Raw genomic sequence first — 16,869 nt, 5'->3', positions numbered from 1 at the left:
CGGATGGTCTTTTTTAGAAGATTTTCGCTGTATCTCCCTGTATTCAGCACCCGTCCTTGCAACTTTCTACCCAATATGATACTATTCTATAAAATCTCTTATTCTTCTCAGAAGCTTAAACAATAACGGTAAAATGACATGGAAGTTTTGCTTACAGGAAACACGATGTTTCTGACAAAGGAATGGATCGAGGAAGCCTTTCCCGATGATCACGTTCTGACGACACATCGCAAAGACGATATGCTTTCGGACACTCGCATAAAATCAGTTATTCTGGATAGCAGGCAGCTGTTGGATCGGCTTTACACTACCTACGATTTTGACCGGATCGTCTACTTTTCAGAATATCTGTTGCCTCACAACAACCCGGAAGGCGAGCTGGATCGGCTTCGCCGCGTTTTGCAGGAGTTCCGGGAGAAGGAAGTGGAACTGATCTACTTTTCCGGCCCGGAGAGCGTCCTGACACCGCCCACAAGTCAATCCATACTGACGCGAACGGCAGAAGAGCTTTGTCTGCACTATGCAAAAACAAGCAAGATCCAGGTCAAGGTTTTCCGGCTTCCCTACATCTACAGCATTTCGGCAGCTGGGCCGAAATGCTTTGAGCGGCTTTTCCAGCAGATCCCCACCGAAAATGTTTCGTTTGACGAGCAAGCCGCGCAGCCTGTTTACGCACTCTGTTTTGACGAACTGGCCAGCCTTGTAAATCGCGTGTTTGATACATGGACGCCTCAGCCGGAGCTTTTCACGCTTCCGGAGGTATTTCACATCGACTGCCGGATGCTGGGCACCGCGCTGCAAAAACTACGCCCGACACTGGAAGTGACCTACGGTACCGATACGCTCCAGACGTATCCTGCAGACGACAAGGTGGTACGCAACCGATATGGGTGGTTTCAACGCTATTGTCTGCTGGACGACCTGCCGCAGATCTATCATGCATGGCAGAAAAGCCAAACGCCGAAAAAGCCGCTGCTCCACCGGATAATCGATACTCTGCGCAATCAGATCCGGCTGCTGCGCTTTCTCGAGATCTTGTTGGCATCGGGGGTCACGGAACTTCTGGTACAGCTTACCCGCACAGACGCGCAATTCCAGATGGTTGATTTCCGGTTGGCTTTCGTAATGCTTATCGGCACTGTATACGGCCTGAACGCCGGTGTGTTTGCAGCTTTTCTCGCGTCTCTTTCTTTGATTTTCGGATACTTTCGGCAGGGAATGACGCTTGTACTGCTGTTTTACGAGCCGTCCTACTGGCTGCCGTTCCTTGTTTATTTCATAATAGGTGCTTCCTGCGGATATGTGCAGCTGCGCAATACGGAAACCTCGCGCTTTGTACAGAATGAAAACAACCTGCTGCGGCAGCGGCTTCAATTTACGCAGGAGCTCTATGAGGACACCTTGGAGGATAAGCAGCTTTTCCGGCATCAGATCCTTGGCCGCAGAGACAGTTTTGGAAAGATCTATACTGTAACGCAGCAGCTGAACACCCTGCAGCCGCAGGAGATTTACCGCAAGACCATACAGGTCATGGAAGATATTTTGGAAAACCACAGCCTCACGATCTATCACTTGGAAAAGGGGTATGCCTTTGCGCGGCTGACCGCAGCAAGCTCCGGATTGCAGCCTGCTCCTGCCCGTTCACTTGCCGTTGATAAATACATCGATGTGTTTCGTGCCATTGAACAGGATGGTGTGTGGGTCAATCGGACGTTTGCTCCGGATCTTCCCATGTATGCAGCCGGTGTACGCCAGAACGGTTCGATCGTAGTGCTCATCAGCCTGCGGACAGCCGGGGAAAACCAGATGACACTCTATTATCAGAACCTGTTCCGCATCCTGTGTGGTCTGGTAGAAACCGCACTGATCCGCGCTTTTGAATATGAAAGTGCCATTCAGGAAACATGGTATCTTCCGGGCACCTGTCTGATGCGGCCCGTGCCATTCGCGGAGCAGCTCGCAAACGCCTGCACCTTACAGGAGGACAAGATGGCGCAGCATTTGCTGCTGCGCGTCTCCGGTAAGTTTGCAACTTCAGAGGAATTTTATGCGCAGTTGGAGCGCAGCATCCGCAGCAGCGATATTGCCGGACTTGGCACAGACGAGAACGTTTACCTGCTGCTGAATCAGGCCACAGAGGAAAACCTGCCGCTCCTTACCCAGCGCATGGCCGAAAAAGGATTTCAGGTCACATCTGTATCGTTGGATGGACAGCACCGCCTGATCGCTGCTGCAAAAAAGGATCCTGTTAATGAATGCTAGTATTTCAACATTGGTATTGTTACTTTTTCATCTTTTGGTCTGTCTTGTGCTATGGCTGCTTATACGCTGCGGTATTCTGGATATAAAGGGATACTTTTTTCCGGTGATTCTGTTGATCCCCATCTGGGGACCTTTGTGTGTTCTGATCCTGCACACCAACCGGGCATTATTTGGCGATGACCTGCTGGAAAAGACGTTGAAAAAAATGCACATCAACGAAGAGATCCACCGAAGCATTCTTGTTCCCGGAAACGCAGACGAGGAGCAGGTCATTCCGCTGGAAGAAGCTCTTCTGGTAAACAACCCCCTTCAAAAGCGGCAGCTGATCCTCTCAGTTCTGACAGAAGCTCCTACCAGTTATTATCACCTTTTGCAGCAGGCCCGGCTGAATAACGACAGTGAGGTTGTGCACTATGCTTCCACTGCTCTGGCGCAAATTTCCAAGGAAGCTGATCTCACACTGCAACAGCATGAACAGCAATATGCTTCTGACCCGGACGACCCTGATATCCTGTGCAGTTACTGCGATTATCTGGAAAGCTACATCGAATCCGGGTATGTGCAGGGCCGTGCGGCCGAGATCCAGCAGCGCCAGTTGGAGCGGCTGCTGAAAAAACGCATCGGCACGCGTCGGGATTTTACCTTGGGGTGCAAGCTGGCTTCTGTTCAGTTAGACTTAGCGGAATATGATACCGCCCGCCAGACCATTGACGCACTTTCCGAACGCTGGCCGCAGAGAGAAGAGCCTTGGCTGCTCCAGCTGCGAATGGCCGCCATACTGCACAATGGCACTGCGATCCAGGACATTCTGCACAAAATCAAGGAGCAGAATGTCTATCTTACCTCCAAAGGACAGGAAATCGTAAATTTCTGGTATGGCAAAGAGGATTCCAAATGAAACTCCGCTTTCTATCAAAACTAAAACAATTTCGCTGGAGCAAACTGCTGCTGATCTGGCTGGTATTTCTGCTGATTGCCGGCGTGCTTTTTGCAGAGCGCTGCGGCATAAAGTATGCATCAACCAATTTCAAGATCGATTACCTGAGCCGGACCTCTGTGCTGCCGGCTCAAAATGCGTTATTTGGCCAGCCGGTCACCAATCTCCTGTTGTATGACAGTACCCAAGACAATGTGTCCGAGGCAAAAAAGCAGTTTGATCAGATCCTTCTGGACATGAAAGTCAGCACACAAGCAGTGGATATTTCCAAATCGTCCACTCTCCTTCCGGACTTTTCCAATTACAAGACGGTTGTGGTGTTAGTGCCTGATCTGGATGTACTGGGACAGGATCTGATCACTTTGATGAACTGGGCACAACAGGGCGGCAGCATCCTGTTTGCTATGACGCCGAGCAAAACCTCCTATTTTGACGTGATTTCTCTGAAACTGGGTGTGCTTTCCTCTTCCTGGAACTATAAACTTGCAGAGAGCATCGTTCCTGCGGAGGAATTTATGCTTGGCGGTGGACAGCGCTATGAATTCAGCGACCCGTTTGAATCCGCTCTGAGTGTCAGCCTCCGGGAAGAAGCCACAGTGCATGCCCGTACCGGAGACGAGGGCACGCCGCTGGTGTGGAGTGTTTCACTGGGCAGCGGAAGAATCGTGGTAGACAATATCGGCATTTACGACAAAATCATGCGCGGTATCTATGCAGCATCCTTCAGCTTGCTATGCGATGCCACTGCTTACCCTGTCATTAACGGTTCCGTGTTCTATCTGGACGATTTTCCTTCTCCTGTTCCCGGCGGTGATGGTACCTATATCCGCAGAGATTACAGCATGAGCATCAGCGACTTTTACAGCAAAGTCTGGTGGCCGGATCTGGTGCAGCTGGCGCAGAAATACGGAGTTCGTTTTACCGGTGTCATGATTGAAAACTACGAGGATGACACCGTGGATGAACCGACACGTCAAAAAGATACACAGCAGTTTCGTTATTTTGGAAGCCTTCTGCTGCGGCAGGGCGGCGAGATAGGGTTTCACGGTTACAACCACCAGCCTCTGGTGCTGCCAAATACCGATTACAAGGGTCTGTACGCCTATCGGCAGTGGCCCAGCGAAGAAGCCATTACAGCCGCCATGGAAGAGCTGATTGAATTTCAGCAAACCGTTCTCCCTTACACGAATGGCACGGTATATGTTCCGCCCTCCAACATTCTCTCTGCCGAAGGCCGACGGGTGCTTGGCACAAAAGTTCCGCAGATCCGTACCATTGCCAGCACCTATTTTAAAGACGGCACAGATCTGCCCTATGTACAGGAGTTCGGTGTGGCAACGGATGGTATCGTGGAGCAGCCTCGTATCGTGTCCGGTGGTATGGTTGGTGATACTTATATGCGCCTAGCGGCTATGAGTGAGCTGAATATGCACTATGTCAGCACGCATTTTATGCACCCGGATGACTTGTTGGATGAAGACCGCGGTGCAGCGGAAGGCTGGGAAGTGTACAAAGGCGGTCTGGAGGACTATCTGAAATGGCTCAGCACCTCTGCACCGGATCTTCGCCGTCAGACCGGGACCGAGTGTTCCGGTGCCATCCAACGGTACGCACAGCTGACCGTTGCGCTGGACAGCACCGACACCGCGTGGACCCTGCATCTCGGCAATTTTATCGATGAAGCATGGCTTTTCTTCCGTGCCAATGAAGGAACGCCCGGCCGCGTAACAAATGGCGAGCTGACCCATCTGACCGGAGATCTCTACTTGCTGAAGGCCACCGCCGGAACGGTGCACATTGAGCGGAAAGGAGCATGAGCTGAATGCGGATCTGTCTGATTCTGGAAGGCTCCTACCCTTATGTGCATGGCGGTGTTTCCACCTGGATGCACGCCTATATTCAGGCCATGCAGGAGCACGAGTTTGTGCTGTGGGTCATTGGCGCAAAAGCGGAAGGACGCGGCAAATTCGTCTACGACCTTCCATCCAATGTTGTTGAGGTGGAAGAGGTATTTCTGGACGATGCCTTACGCCTGCACGGAGAACATGTGCCTGTTTTGTTTACCGAAGAAGAGCGTACTGCCTTGCGGGAATTACTGCGGCTCGGAACGCCGGACTGGGACGTGCTGTTCCGGCTGTTTCAGCAGAAAAAGGTGCATCCTCTCTCCTTTTTGCAGAGCCGGGAGTTTATGAAACTGTTTACCGATATCTGCTTGGAGGAATATCCCTATGTCCCCTATGCCGACGCTTTTCACACCATGCGCTCCATGCTGTTGCCGGTGTTGTACCTGCTGACCGGACGCGTGCCAAAAGCGCAGATCTATCATGCGATCTCTACCGGATATGGCGGCCTGTTGGCCTGTCTGGGCGGCAGCATGAACCATGCGCCGGTGCTTCTGACAGAGCACGGCATCTATACGCGCGAGCGTGAAGAAGAGATCATCCGTGCCGACTGGGTCGTTCCCTCTTTCAAAAGCCGTTGGATCCGCTTCTTTTATATGTTGTCCGAGGATATCTACCGCAGAGCGTTCCGGGTAAGCAGTCTGTTCTATAACGCCCGCCGTACTCAGATCGAAATGGGCTGTGATGGCAGCAAATGCATCGTTATCCCCAATGGCGTGCAGTATCAGCGCTTTTGCGACATCCCGCTCAAGCCTGAGGACGGTTGGGTCGATATTGGCGCTGTAGTGCGTCTGGCCCCTATCAAGGATATCAAAACCATGATCTACGCCTTCTTTGAGCTTTCCTCCCGGGTTCCGCAGGTTCGCCTGCACATCATGGGCGGCGTGGACGATGAGGACTATGCGCAGGAGTGTTATGCCCTGGTGAAGCAGCTCCGGCTGGACAATCTGATCTTTACCGGCCGTGTGGACGTGGTGCAGTACATGCAAAAGCTGGACTTTACTATCCTGACCAGTATCTCGGAAGGTCAGCCACTTTCCGTACTGGAATCCATGGCTGCACGCCGCCCCTGCGTGACGACTGAAGTGGGCTGCTGTCGGGAACTGCTGGAAGGCGCGCCCGGCGATGATCTGGGTGTAGCGGGGTACTGTGTGCCGCCCATGTACCGGCAGGGTCTGGCAGATGCCATGGAGCGGATGTGTGCCAGCCGTGCCCGTCGGGAAGAAATGGGGCGCATCGGTCAGCAGCGCGTAGACCGATATTTTCATCACGAACAAATGTTAGACAACTATCGGAAGATGTACCAGGCAACTGCAGAGCATTTTCATTTGGAGTAACAAATGGCAGGAATCGGATTTGAATTAAAAAAGTTATTTCGGCGCAAGGGTTTGTTTGCATGGCTGCGCGCCTACGGCTATGCCGGCATCATCTGCACCGGACCGATGCTGCTGGGTATTGCGCTGCAGCTTGGTATTCTGTTGCTGTGCAGCTGGGCCGGGGCCGAGCGTACCCAGCAGGACTTGCTGGTGTGTATGGTCACCTATACGCTGCTGTCCTCGCTGACTGTCACCAGCTTTTTCTCCATGCCTGTGACCCGCTATCTGGCCGATATGCTGTACGAAGAACGCGAGGATGCAATTCTCCCCTCTTTCTGGGGATCCAGCGTCCTGATGCTGCTGATTGGCTGCACCCTGTACGGCATCTTTCTGTTGTTCTCCGGAGCAACGCTCCTGCAGGGGCTGTTATGTTTATGGCTGTTTGCCGAGATGATCCTGAACTGGAACGGCATGAGCTACCTGACCGCTATCAAGGATTACCGGGGCATCCTGTGCTCCTTTCTGGCGGCGATCGCGCTGTCTTTCGGGCTGGGATATCTGCTCGTCTTTATTCTGGGTGCTCCTGTACTGGAAGGCATGCTGTTTTCCATTACGATGGGGTATGGCCTGATGATGGTGTGGGATGTGGTGCTGCTCTACCGCTATTTCCCGCAAAGCGATGACAGCCCATGGACCTTTCTGCGCTGGGTCGATCGGTTTCTGCCTCTGGCGTTTACCGGCCTGTGCACAAACCTCGGCCTGTTCTCCCATCTGGTCCTGTATTGGTCCGGGCCGATCGGCGTGCAGGTAAAAGGCCTGTTTTACGGTGCACCTTACTACGACGTTCCGGCTCTGATCGCCTTTTTAAGCATCCTGATCACCAGCATCAACTTTGTGGTGTCTGTAGAGGTAAACTTCTATCCGAAATACCGGGATTATTACAGCCTGTTCAACGATGGCGGTGTTGTGGGCGATATCGTTACCGCTGAAGAAGAAATGCTGGCAGTGCTCAACCGGGAGCTTCGCTTCACTGCCCTCAAGCAGCTGTTCTGTACGGCAGGGGTCATTTCACTGGCGGGCACGCTGCTGAATCTTTTACCGCTTGGCTTCAATGATCTGATGCATGGCTATTTCCGGACATTGTGCGTGGGATACGGCTTATACGCCGTTGGTAATACGGTGCTGCTGATCCTGCTTTACTTTACAGATTATCTGGGTGCTGTTCTGGCGGCAGCTGTGTTTGCAGCCAGCACCACTGCCTTTACCCTGCTCTCACTGCTCTTCAACACAGCATTTTATGGTTTCGGATTTCTGGCAGGTGCAGCGCTTTTTTATCTGGTTGCTCTGTTTCGTCTGGATGCCTTTACCGCCAACCTGCCCTATCGGGTATTGGGTCAGCAGCCTATCGTAGCCGAAACCAAAGAACATCTTTTTACACGCCTTGGCATTTTTCTTGAAAAACAGGATGCCAAAAACAGCAAGGCAGACCATCAGGAGGGAAAATCGATCACATGAATGAGGAGTTTCTGATTTCGCGCCGCAGGATTCTGGGGTTGAGCGTTGCGCTGGCTGGTCTGTGCGCAGGCTGCGCAGTTTTACCTGTGGAAAGTGACAGCGCCGGATCCGCTGCCGCCAGTGCAGAAAGCAACCAGTCCATTGAAAAGGCTCCCGCATCTGAAATCAACAGTGTCCACCTGCGCGACAACGCAGAGCTGTACAACGTCTACGATGACAGCGGCATTGTGACGATGTATCTTACCGTGAGCCGCGGCAATGACAGCGAAAATACAAACCACAGCTGGGCAGAGATCAACCATTATTCCGCTTACGACTACACGGCGATGGGCGTAGCACGCTATCAGGTGAATGGTCTTTTGCAGGTGGGCGATGAAAACGGCCCCCTTGCCGGCGAAGTTGGTTACGATACACTTGCCCCAAATGCCACGGTACAAATACGCGGTCAGACTTCCAGCCGTTATACTCAGAAAAACTACAAGGTCAAATTAAAGAAAAACAAAGGCAGCTGGCGAGGCCAGCGCACGATCGCACTGAATAAGCATCAGGGTGAGGGACTGCGCTTCCGTAACAAAATGGCCTATGACCTTATTAAAGGCATCGACCAGATGATGGGCTTGCGCACCCAGTTCGTTCATCTTTATGTGAAGGATCTGACCGATAGCGCCAGCGGTGTTTTTGAGGATTATGGTTTGTACACGCAGGTAGAACAGCTGAATAAAACAGCCCTTAAGGCGCACGGTGTGGATCCAAACGGACAGCTGTATAAAATCAATTCTTTTGAGTTCTACCGATATGAAGATGTCATTCGTCTTACAACAGACCCAGCATATGACCAAACTGCGTTCGAAAAGCACTTGGAGATAAAAGGAGACAGCGACCATTCCAAACTGATCAAAATGCTGGATGTTCTCAATGATGAATCCTCTTCTATGGACGATGAGCTATTTGTAACGTACTTTGATAAAGAAAACATTGCATATTGGATGGCATTTCAGTTGTTAACCGGCAATACGGACACCCAAAATCGCAACGTCTACTTGTACAGCCCTCAAAACTCCAGCAAATGGTACTTGTGGGACTGGGACAATGACGGTATGCTCCGCCGCCGGGAACGTGAGATCATTAACTTCTCCGACTCCGAAAGTTGGGAACGTGGTGTAAGCAATTACTGGGGCAATGTCCTGTTCCGGCGCTGTCTGCAAACGCAAAGTTACCGCGATCTGCTGGATACCGCCATGAAGGAGCTTTATGCTTACATGAATGAGGAACGCATTCAGTCCATGATGGAGCATTACCGAAGCGTAACGGAAAAATATGTCTGGCAGATGCCGGACCGAATGAACGTTCCCATCACACATGACGAATACGAAGAGGTCCTGAAAAGTATCTGGCCGGAAATTGATGAAAATTATAATTACTATTGGGAGAGCTACCGCAAACCCATGCCATTTTATATTGGCGAGCCGCAGGTGGTAAACGGCTCCCTTCTGCTGACCTGGGACCCCTCTTATAACTTCGAGATTGAAAACATTTACTATACTGTTGAGCTTGCAAAGGATTATCTGTTTACGACTACGTTCTTTCGGCAGGAGAATCTGATCCTGCCAGAGCTTACCATGGATACGCCCCCGGCCGGGCAGTATTTTTTGCGCGTAAGAGCGACCAATGCCTCTGGTTATACGCAGGATGCCTTTGACTACTATGTTACCGAAGCAGGCAAGCATTATGGCATGCTCTGCTTTTACGTCCAGCCGGACGGCAGCATTGCGGAGGACACCTATGAAGATGTCTAAGCCTCAGATATCGATGCTGTATCATCAGTTGTTGGCCCCTCCACGATGCACAGGCACAGAGCACTATCGTCATGAACTAAAGTATCTTATCTCGTGGGCCGACAAGGCCGAGCTGACCGCGCGGATGTCCCCTATCCTCAAACTGGACCCCCATGCAACGAACGGCGGCTACTTCATTCGCAGCTTATATTTTGACGATTACTGGAACACCGCTTATGAAGAAAAGGATGCCGGCGTGCTGCTGCGCAAGAAATACCGCATCCGCATTTATAACTGCAGCGACCGCAGCATCAAGCTGGAGCGAAAGAAAAAATTTGGCAGTTATATCTATAAAGAAGCCGCGCCTTTGACCCACGCAGAGTTTGATTCCATTCTCGCCGGGGACTATGATTTTCTCCTGCATAGCCGTTACCGCCTGTGTCAGGAGTTCTATACCGAGTGTATCTGTAACATGCTGCGTCCCCGTGTTATTGTAGACTACGACCGCGAGCCATGGATCATGGATGCCGGTACGGTACGCATCACCTTTGATACGGATGTACGCGCCGCGGTTGGCAGCCGGGATATCTTCGACTCCACGCTTCCTGCGCTTCCGGTGCTGGAACCGGGTAAGCTGGTAATGGAAGTAAAATTTACAGAATATCTGCCCCAAATCGTCCGGAATCTTCTGCCGCCCCGTGCGCAGGAGCTTACGGCTGTATCAAAATATGTCCTCTGTTGTGACAAAACCGCCTATATGAACGGATTTGCTTACTGGCAGGAGACCTGAGCCCTATAGAAAGGAACCTTTCGCCCATGAGCACAAAAGACTTTATCAAAAAATCCGTCCTGAACACCTTTACCCAATACGATGCTCCCAAACTGGCGCTTGCCCTGCTGACTGCACTGGCATTGGGAATCCTCATCTATCTTGTCTATCGGCAGTTTTATACCGGCGTTGTATATTCCCGCAGCTTTGCTGTCACGTTGGTTGGCATGTGTGTGCTGACCTGCATGGTAACACTGGCCATCAGTACCAACGTTGTCATCTCCCTTGGTATGGTCGGTGCGTTGTCTATCGTCCGCTTCCGTACTGCCGTCAAAGACCCTCTGGATCTGTTATACCTGTTCTGGTCGATCACTACCGGCATTACAGCCGGTGCCGGTATGTACGCATTGGGCCTTGTAACAGCCGTTGTCATGATCGGGATGATCCTCTTTTTCTACCACTGGCAGGCCAAAGGCAGAGTGTACATTGCGGTCATTCACTATCTTGGTACAGACGCAGAAGACGATATCGTTCGTGCCTTTGGCCGCTGCAAATTTGTGGTAAAGTCCAAGACCATGCGCAAGGATAGCACCGAAATGGCGGTAGAGGTATTCAGCAAAGACCCGAATCTGGAATTTACAGATCGCCTGCGCGCCGTAAATGGCGTACAGGATGTTACACTGATCCAATATAATGGCGAATACCATGGATAAGCTTTCAAAAGGTTTCGTATCTGCGGTTTGTCTGCTTGGGGTGGGGTTTGGTATGGTTCGGAATATGATCTGCACGCGTACCTATCAGGAAGATCCGTCTGCCTTTTCCAACGCACAGATCGGCTACGCTCCAATGGTAGGCAGTACGGACCATCCGAATGCCACATTGCGCTATCTGGAGCTGACATGGCGAGAGGTGGAACCAACGGAAGGCCAGTATGCGTGGGATGCTATCGAACAGCGGTACGGACTTGCCGCCCTGCGCGAGCAGGGCATCCATCTGGTACTGCGGTTCGTTTGTGACGTACCCGGCCAGAAGAAGCACCTTGATATTCCGGAGTGGTTATATGCTCAGACTGCCGATGGCAGCTGGTACAGTACCTCGTACGGCAAAGGTTATTCCCCGGATTATGCAAACGATATCCTTCGTGCCGCACACCATAAAGTTGTTTCAGCCTTGGCCGAGCATTTTGACGCAGATGGCTTTGTGACTTATGTAGAACTGGGCAGTCTCGGCCACTGGGGCGAATGGCATATCAAAAGCAGCGATGGTCTTGTACCTATGCCGGACGAAACCATTCGGGATCAATATGCAACAGACTATCTGAATGCATTTTCCAATGCAAAGCTCCTGATGCGGCGACCGTTCAACATCGCTGTAAGTAACCGGCTTGGTCTTTACAACGATATGACCGGCCACGAAAAGGACACCAATGAGTGGCTGAACTGGATCAAAAACGGCGGCTGGTACGGCAAAGAAGCGAATGGACTTTCTGCTATGCAGAATTTCTGGCAGGATGCGCCCGTAGGCGGCGAGTTTACCAGCAGCCTGCCGATGGAGGAGCTGCTGGACACAGAGCTTTCCCGCACACTGCAACTATTGGATGCTTCTCACATGAGCTTTCTTGGTCCGAAAGCAGCACAGCCTGCATATTCACAGGGATATCAGGCGGTCTTAAAGCGTTTGGGCTACCGGCTCCGTGTGACAACACTGAAGCTGATGCCGCATGACGGAGAAGCTGTGGTCAGCTTGACTGTGGCAAATGAGGGTGCCGCCCCATTTTATTGGGATTGGGCAGCGAATCTTTATCTGGAGAGCGCAGACGGTACCACGCTAAGCACGGTGCAGCTTCCTCTTTCTCTTCCGAAATTGATGCCCGGCGAAACGCAGACCGTAGAGGTTGTTCTGAAGGAAGTTGATCTATGGGCGCTCTTATTGCTTCACAAGGAGCACCTGACGATTGGCATTGTAGATCCCATGACCGACCGTGATGCCGTGCGATTTGCTATGAATGCACCGCAACAAAACGGACGAACCGTTTTGTTTTAATTGTTCCACTGTATCATTACACCGCTTGATCAGGCAAAGGCACAGTTCGATGTGAACTTCTTCGGCACAGTCAATGGGAACAAGGCGGTCCTGCCGTACATGCGCGAAGCAGGAAAAGGACACATAGAGAAATATATTTGCCAGACAGGAGATTTAATATGATTTTGAGAGCAAAGAAATATGTGGCAGTGTTACTGGTTTTTGTATGCGTGTGTATGATGTTTTTTCCCCTGACTGCATATGCAGCCGAGGACAGTTCGCAGCATGAAACTGTCAAAGTCGGTTTCTTTGCCATGGATGGTTATCATGTGATGGATGAAGAAGGCAACCGCAGTGGGTATGGCTATGATTTTCTTCGGCTGATGGCCCGTTATTGGGATGTAGATTACGAATATGTCGGATATGATAAGAGCTGGGATGATATGCAGCAGATGCTTGAAGATGGCGAGATTGATATGGTAACATCTCCCCGCAAAACACCGGAAAGAGAAGAAACGTTTGATTTTTCACGTCCGATCGGAACCAATAATGGGATTCTGACCGTCCGCAGTGACAACAGCACGATTGTGGATGGCAATTACAGTACTTACAACGGTATGCGTGTGGCATTTTTGAACGGAAGCTCACGAGATAAAGAGTTTGCGGATTTTGCAGACAATAAAGGATTTACATATGATCCATTTTATTTTGATACGACAGCAGAGATGGAGGAAGCTCTTCAGAGCGGAAATGTTGATGCGATTGCTGCCACTTCTATGAGAAAAACAAACAATGAGCGTATCGTGGATAAATTTGACAGCAGCGATTTCTATGTCATTGTTAAAAAAGGTAATACAGAATTGCTGAATGAGATCAATTATGCAATCGACCAGATGAATGCAGTTGAGGGTGACTGGAAAACGACGCTTCGTAATAAAAATTATGAAAGCATACAAACTAAGAATCTGGAATATACGGAGAAAGAAAAAAGTATAATTTCACAGTATTCCAAGGAAAACCCGCTTCATGTTCTGTGTGATCCGACCCGTTATCCATATTCTTATAATGAAAATGGTGAGATGAAGGGTATTATCCCGGATTACTTCCGGAAAATTGCAGACTATGTCGGGATTTCCTATGAGTTTCTTACACCTGCCACCAGAGATGAGTATATTGCTTATCAGAAAAATAAGGAAACTACAGATATTAGCATCGATGCGCGCCTGGAAACAGATAACTATGCTGAGACGAAAAAATGGGGGATTACTGCACCTTTCATTACGATGCAGCTGGCAAGGGTGACACGGCGTGACTTTGATGGAAAAATCAATGTTGTTACTACTGTTGACCAGACAGCATCTAATTCAATTGAAGATGCAATGGCACCCGGTGCAGAAAAACTGATGTGCAGTACCCGACAGGAAATGATGGAAGCTGTCCGTAAGGGTAAAGCAGATGCTGCCTTCGTCTACTATTACATGGCACAGGCGTTTGTGAACAGTGACACTACGGGCACAATGACATATACTCTGCTGGAACAGCCTACATTCACCTACCGCATGGTGATTTCATCAACTGAGAACCATGCGCTGGCTGGTATTCTGACGAAAGCAATGTATGCCATGCCCCAAAATCTTGTTGAAGATCTTGCAGCACAGTATACCACATACAAAGCAACAGAGCTGACATTTGTTGACTGGATCCGTCTGTATCCTGTTGTTACTGTTTGGGCTCTACTTATTTTTGGATGGCTGCTGACTGCTATGGCTGTGATAATGGTGCGTCTCAGTGCAAGAAAAAAAGCTCAGAAGGCGGCTCAGGAGAAAGCTGAGGAAATGGCGGAACTGGCAGAGCATGCACAGGCTGCAAACAAGGCAAAAACAGCATTTTTGTCACATATGTCCCATGATATGAGGACACCGATGAATGCAATCATAGGATTTACCGGTATTGCAATGAAAAACAATCCGTCAGACGAAGTGAAAAATTGTCTGGAAAAGATTGACGAAAGCTCAGAGTATTTACTGTCGCTGATCAATGATGTATTAGATCTGACCCATATCGAAAGTGGAAAAGTGAAATACGATCCGGTACCGGCGGATGTGAAAAACATTACAGATTCTGCATTGGATATTATAAAAGGCTTTCTTACGAACAGGGATATCAACTTTAAGATTCAGCGTGAAGACGCAAAGATTCCAAATGTACTTGCGGATCCTGCACGCCTGCGCGATGTGCTGGTCAATATTCTGAGCAATGCCGTAAAATACACTCCGGATGGAGGGACGATTACATTTGAAGCCCAGTGTCAGGAAAAGGGCGGGGATGGATATATAAATATACGTTACCGCATTTCGGATACTGGTATTGGCATGAGTGATGAATTTACAAAAGAAGTTTTTGAGGAATTTACACAGGAAGATTCCGATGTGAGAACGCAGTACCACGGAGTTGGACTGGGGATGGCTATCGTAAAGAAGTATGTGGATATGATGGGCGGAACCATTTCTGTGCAGAGTAAAAAGCATGAGGGAACCACATTTACTGTGGATATTCCTTTGGAAATTACAGATAAGGAATGTAATAAGTCAGACACAGGTTTTTCTGAAAAGGTAGATCTTACAGGTGTGAAGGTCCTTCTTGTAGAGGATAATGAACTGAATGCAGAGATTGCTGCCGTGCAGTTGGAAGAGCTCGGGATGAATGTAGAAAGAGCTGTGGATGGAAAGAATGCTGTTGAGATGTTCAGAAATCATCCGAAAGGCACATTTGATGTAATCCTGATGGATGTCATGATGCCTGAAATGAATGGTTATGAAGCGACAAAAGCAATCAGGGCAATGAATGACAGACCGGATGGAAAAAACATTCCTATTATAGCAATGACAGCTAATTCATTTGCAGAAGATGTTCAGGCATCACTGGATGCAGGGATGAACGCACATTTGTCAAAGCCGATTGTGATGGATGAAGTTATAAAAACGATTTTAAGGTATGTACATAATTGACGAGTGGACTTGTTCCGCTGTGGCTTTTCTGGTGGTGGGGCGGTGCAATCTCTACGCTCCTTCTGCCTGAAGACCGGTGGCCCCTTTTGCGTGAAAAAACGCAAAATTCATAGGCCGGGGGCAGCAGATTATCAGAAGATTCTTCAGGCAATCTCTCCGATTCTTGCCTTGCTGAGCGAAAAAAGAGCGTCCGCGATCCGCCAGTATCTGAAATACCGTCTGCACTACCTGAAATCTGCCATGGGGTGATAAAATGGCCTATGGCAATGCGTCAGCATGATGCCATACGCCCCAAAGACAGGGTGGACGGGCGATGTTCCGGCAAAAAAGAATGGACAGACGAATAAAATTCATCTGTCCATTCGATTTGGCGGAGCATTCTCCACAGCACTCGAACCTAACACCTCTTCACGGGTAACCGTCTTGGCATCGTCCGTGAAGTTGAAATTGAGTACGACCCGGTCATCAAAGACGTAGACCGAGTTGACAAAGGTATCAATGATCTGCCGCTGGTGTTCCGTGCTGCCCACGTCACCCTTGCGGAATTTTTCAAGCCAGAACCGAATCCACTCACGGGTCAGGACGGGCTTTTTCAGCTCTTCTTCCAGAATGCTGGTGTTCAGGGCTTCTTTCCGGGCTTCCAGCTCGTCCAATCGCTGCTTGGTGGTCGGGGTCAGGATGCCCTGTTCAATGGCTTCCAGAAGATTTGCCAGTCGTTTCTCCGTGTCCCTGAGCTGGTCTTTCAGGACAGGCAGCCGGGTGTTCTCCTTCTGCTGGGCTTCCATGACCAAATCTATCAGCCGTTCGATGATTTCATCGTTAAAAATCACCTTGATCGCGGTATCCACCACGAACCGTTCCAGCGGCTCCTTGCGAATGGCTTTCAGGTCACAGTGCGCCTTGCCGTGGCGTTTGGCGTTGCCGCACTTGTAGTAATAGTAGGTGTTTCCCATGTGGCTGGTGCCGCTTTCGCCGCCCATCAGGGTGCCGCACTTGCCACAGAACAGCTTGGTCGTCAGCAGATAGCTCACATCCTCTTTTGCAGGCCGACCGTGGGCGATCTTGTTTTGCTCGAAACGCTGCTGCACCCGGTCGAACAAGTCCTTGTCAACAATGGCCGGAATGCCGCCCGGCGTCACGATGTCCTTGTAGCGGTATTCGCCGATGTAGCGGCGGTTGCGGAAGATCTGGAAGAAGCTGTTCTTTACGAACGGCTTCCCGGTGCGGGTACGCAGGCCGCGCTCATTCAGGGATGCTGCAATCTTCTCAGCCGGTTCGCCGTCGGCGTACCGGGTGAAGATTTCTTGCACGATGGGAGCCGTCTCCGGGTCGATATGGTACAGCCTGTCCTCCTTGCCAATGGT

The 16,869-nt window shown here is 50.3% G+C and carries 12 protein-coding genes; 11 read left to right on the top strand and 1 reads right to left on the bottom strand.

The features are described 5' to 3' along the window. Positions 1 to 165: 165 nt before the first annotated feature. The 11 genes from DXA66_RS05965 to DXA66_RS14265 all read left to right on the top strand — a co-directional run bounded on the left by DXA66_RS05965 (position 166) and on the right by DXA66_RS14265 (position 15,754). Positions 166 to 2,262: a DUF4118 domain-containing protein gene (locus DXA66_RS05965; protein ID WP_118527525.1), complete on the top strand. Its 2,097-nt coding sequence runs from the start codon at positions 166 to 168 to the stop codon at positions 2,260 to 2,262. Then, entirely contained in the window at positions 2,252 to 3,160 is a 909-nt protein-coding gene (locus DXA66_RS05960; protein WP_158576335.1) for a hypothetical protein, read from the top strand. The genes DXA66_RS05965 and DXA66_RS05960 overlap by 11 nt, the downstream gene beginning before the upstream one ends. Continuing rightward, complete coding sequence (locus DXA66_RS05955) at positions 3,157 to 5,016, top strand: DUF2194 domain-containing protein (RefSeq protein WP_118527521.1); 1,860 nt, start codon at positions 3,157 to 3,159, stop codon at positions 5,014 to 5,016. The genes DXA66_RS05960 and DXA66_RS05955 overlap by 4 nt, the downstream gene beginning before the upstream one ends. A 5-nt stretch (positions 5,017 to 5,021) precedes the next feature. After that, entirely contained in the window at positions 5,022 to 6,437 is a 1,416-nt protein-coding gene (gene pelF, locus DXA66_RS05950; RefSeq protein WP_118527519.1) for a GT4 family glycosyltransferase PelF, read from the top strand. 3 nt (positions 6,438 to 6,440) lie between these two features. Then, positions 6,441 to 7,931: an exopolysaccharide Pel transporter PelG gene (gene pelG / locus DXA66_RS05945; RefSeq protein ID WP_118527517.1), complete on the top strand. Its 1,491-nt coding sequence runs from the start codon at positions 6,441 to 6,443 to the stop codon at positions 7,929 to 7,931. Next, on the top strand, positions 7,928 to 9,727 hold the full coding sequence (locus tag DXA66_RS05940; RefSeq protein WP_118527515.1) for a CotH kinase family protein: 1,800 nt from the start codon (positions 7,928 to 7,930) through the stop codon (positions 9,725 to 9,727). The genes pelG and DXA66_RS05940 overlap by 4 nt, the downstream gene beginning before the upstream one ends. Further along, the gene (locus DXA66_RS05935) at positions 9,714 to 10,496 is read left to right on the top strand and encodes a polyphosphate polymerase domain-containing protein (RefSeq protein ID WP_097776861.1); all 783 of its coding nucleotides are present in this window, start codon (positions 9,714 to 9,716) and stop codon (positions 10,494 to 10,496) included. Before DXA66_RS05940 ends, DXA66_RS05935 begins: the two co-directional genes overlap by 14 nt. Positions 10,497 to 10,522: 26 nt before the next feature. After that, positions 10,523 to 11,188 (top strand): DUF4956 domain-containing protein, encoded by a 666-nt coding sequence (locus tag DXA66_RS05930; protein WP_097776860.1) that lies wholly within the window; start codon positions 10,523 to 10,525, stop codon positions 11,186 to 11,188. Continuing rightward, the gene (locus DXA66_RS05925; RefSeq protein WP_158576333.1) at positions 11,181 to 12,518 is read left to right on the top strand and encodes a DUF4832 domain-containing protein; all 1,338 of its coding nucleotides are present in this window, start codon (positions 11,181 to 11,183) and stop codon (positions 12,516 to 12,518) included. Before DXA66_RS05930 ends, DXA66_RS05925 begins: the two co-directional genes overlap by 8 nt. 158 nt (positions 12,519 to 12,676) lie before the next feature. Then, positions 12,677 to 15,505, top strand: a complete 2,829-nt coding sequence (locus DXA66_RS05920) for a transporter substrate-binding domain-containing protein (RefSeq protein ID WP_118527513.1) — start codon at positions 12,677 to 12,679, stop codon at positions 15,503 to 15,505. A gap of 90 nt (positions 15,506 to 15,595) precedes the next feature. After that, on the top strand, positions 15,596 to 15,754 hold the full coding sequence (locus DXA66_RS14265) for a hypothetical protein (protein ID WP_158576332.1): 159 nt from the start codon (positions 15,596 to 15,598) through the stop codon (positions 15,752 to 15,754). Positions 15,755 to 15,855: 101 nt separating this feature from the next. Here DXA66_RS14265 and DXA66_RS05915 read toward each other — a convergent pair. Continuing rightward, positions 15,856 to 16,869: recombinase family protein (locus DXA66_RS05915; protein ID WP_243089044.1), on the bottom strand; the 1,014-nt coding region annotated here is incomplete at its 5' end.

The organism is Faecalibacterium sp. OF03-6AC, assembly GCF_003478175.1.
GTDB lineage: Bacteria > Bacillota > Clostridia > Oscillospirales > Ruminococcaceae > Faecalibacterium > Faecalibacterium taiwanense.
Note: the sequence above shows the minus strand (reverse complement) of the source record. Positions and strands in the feature narration are given on the sequence as shown.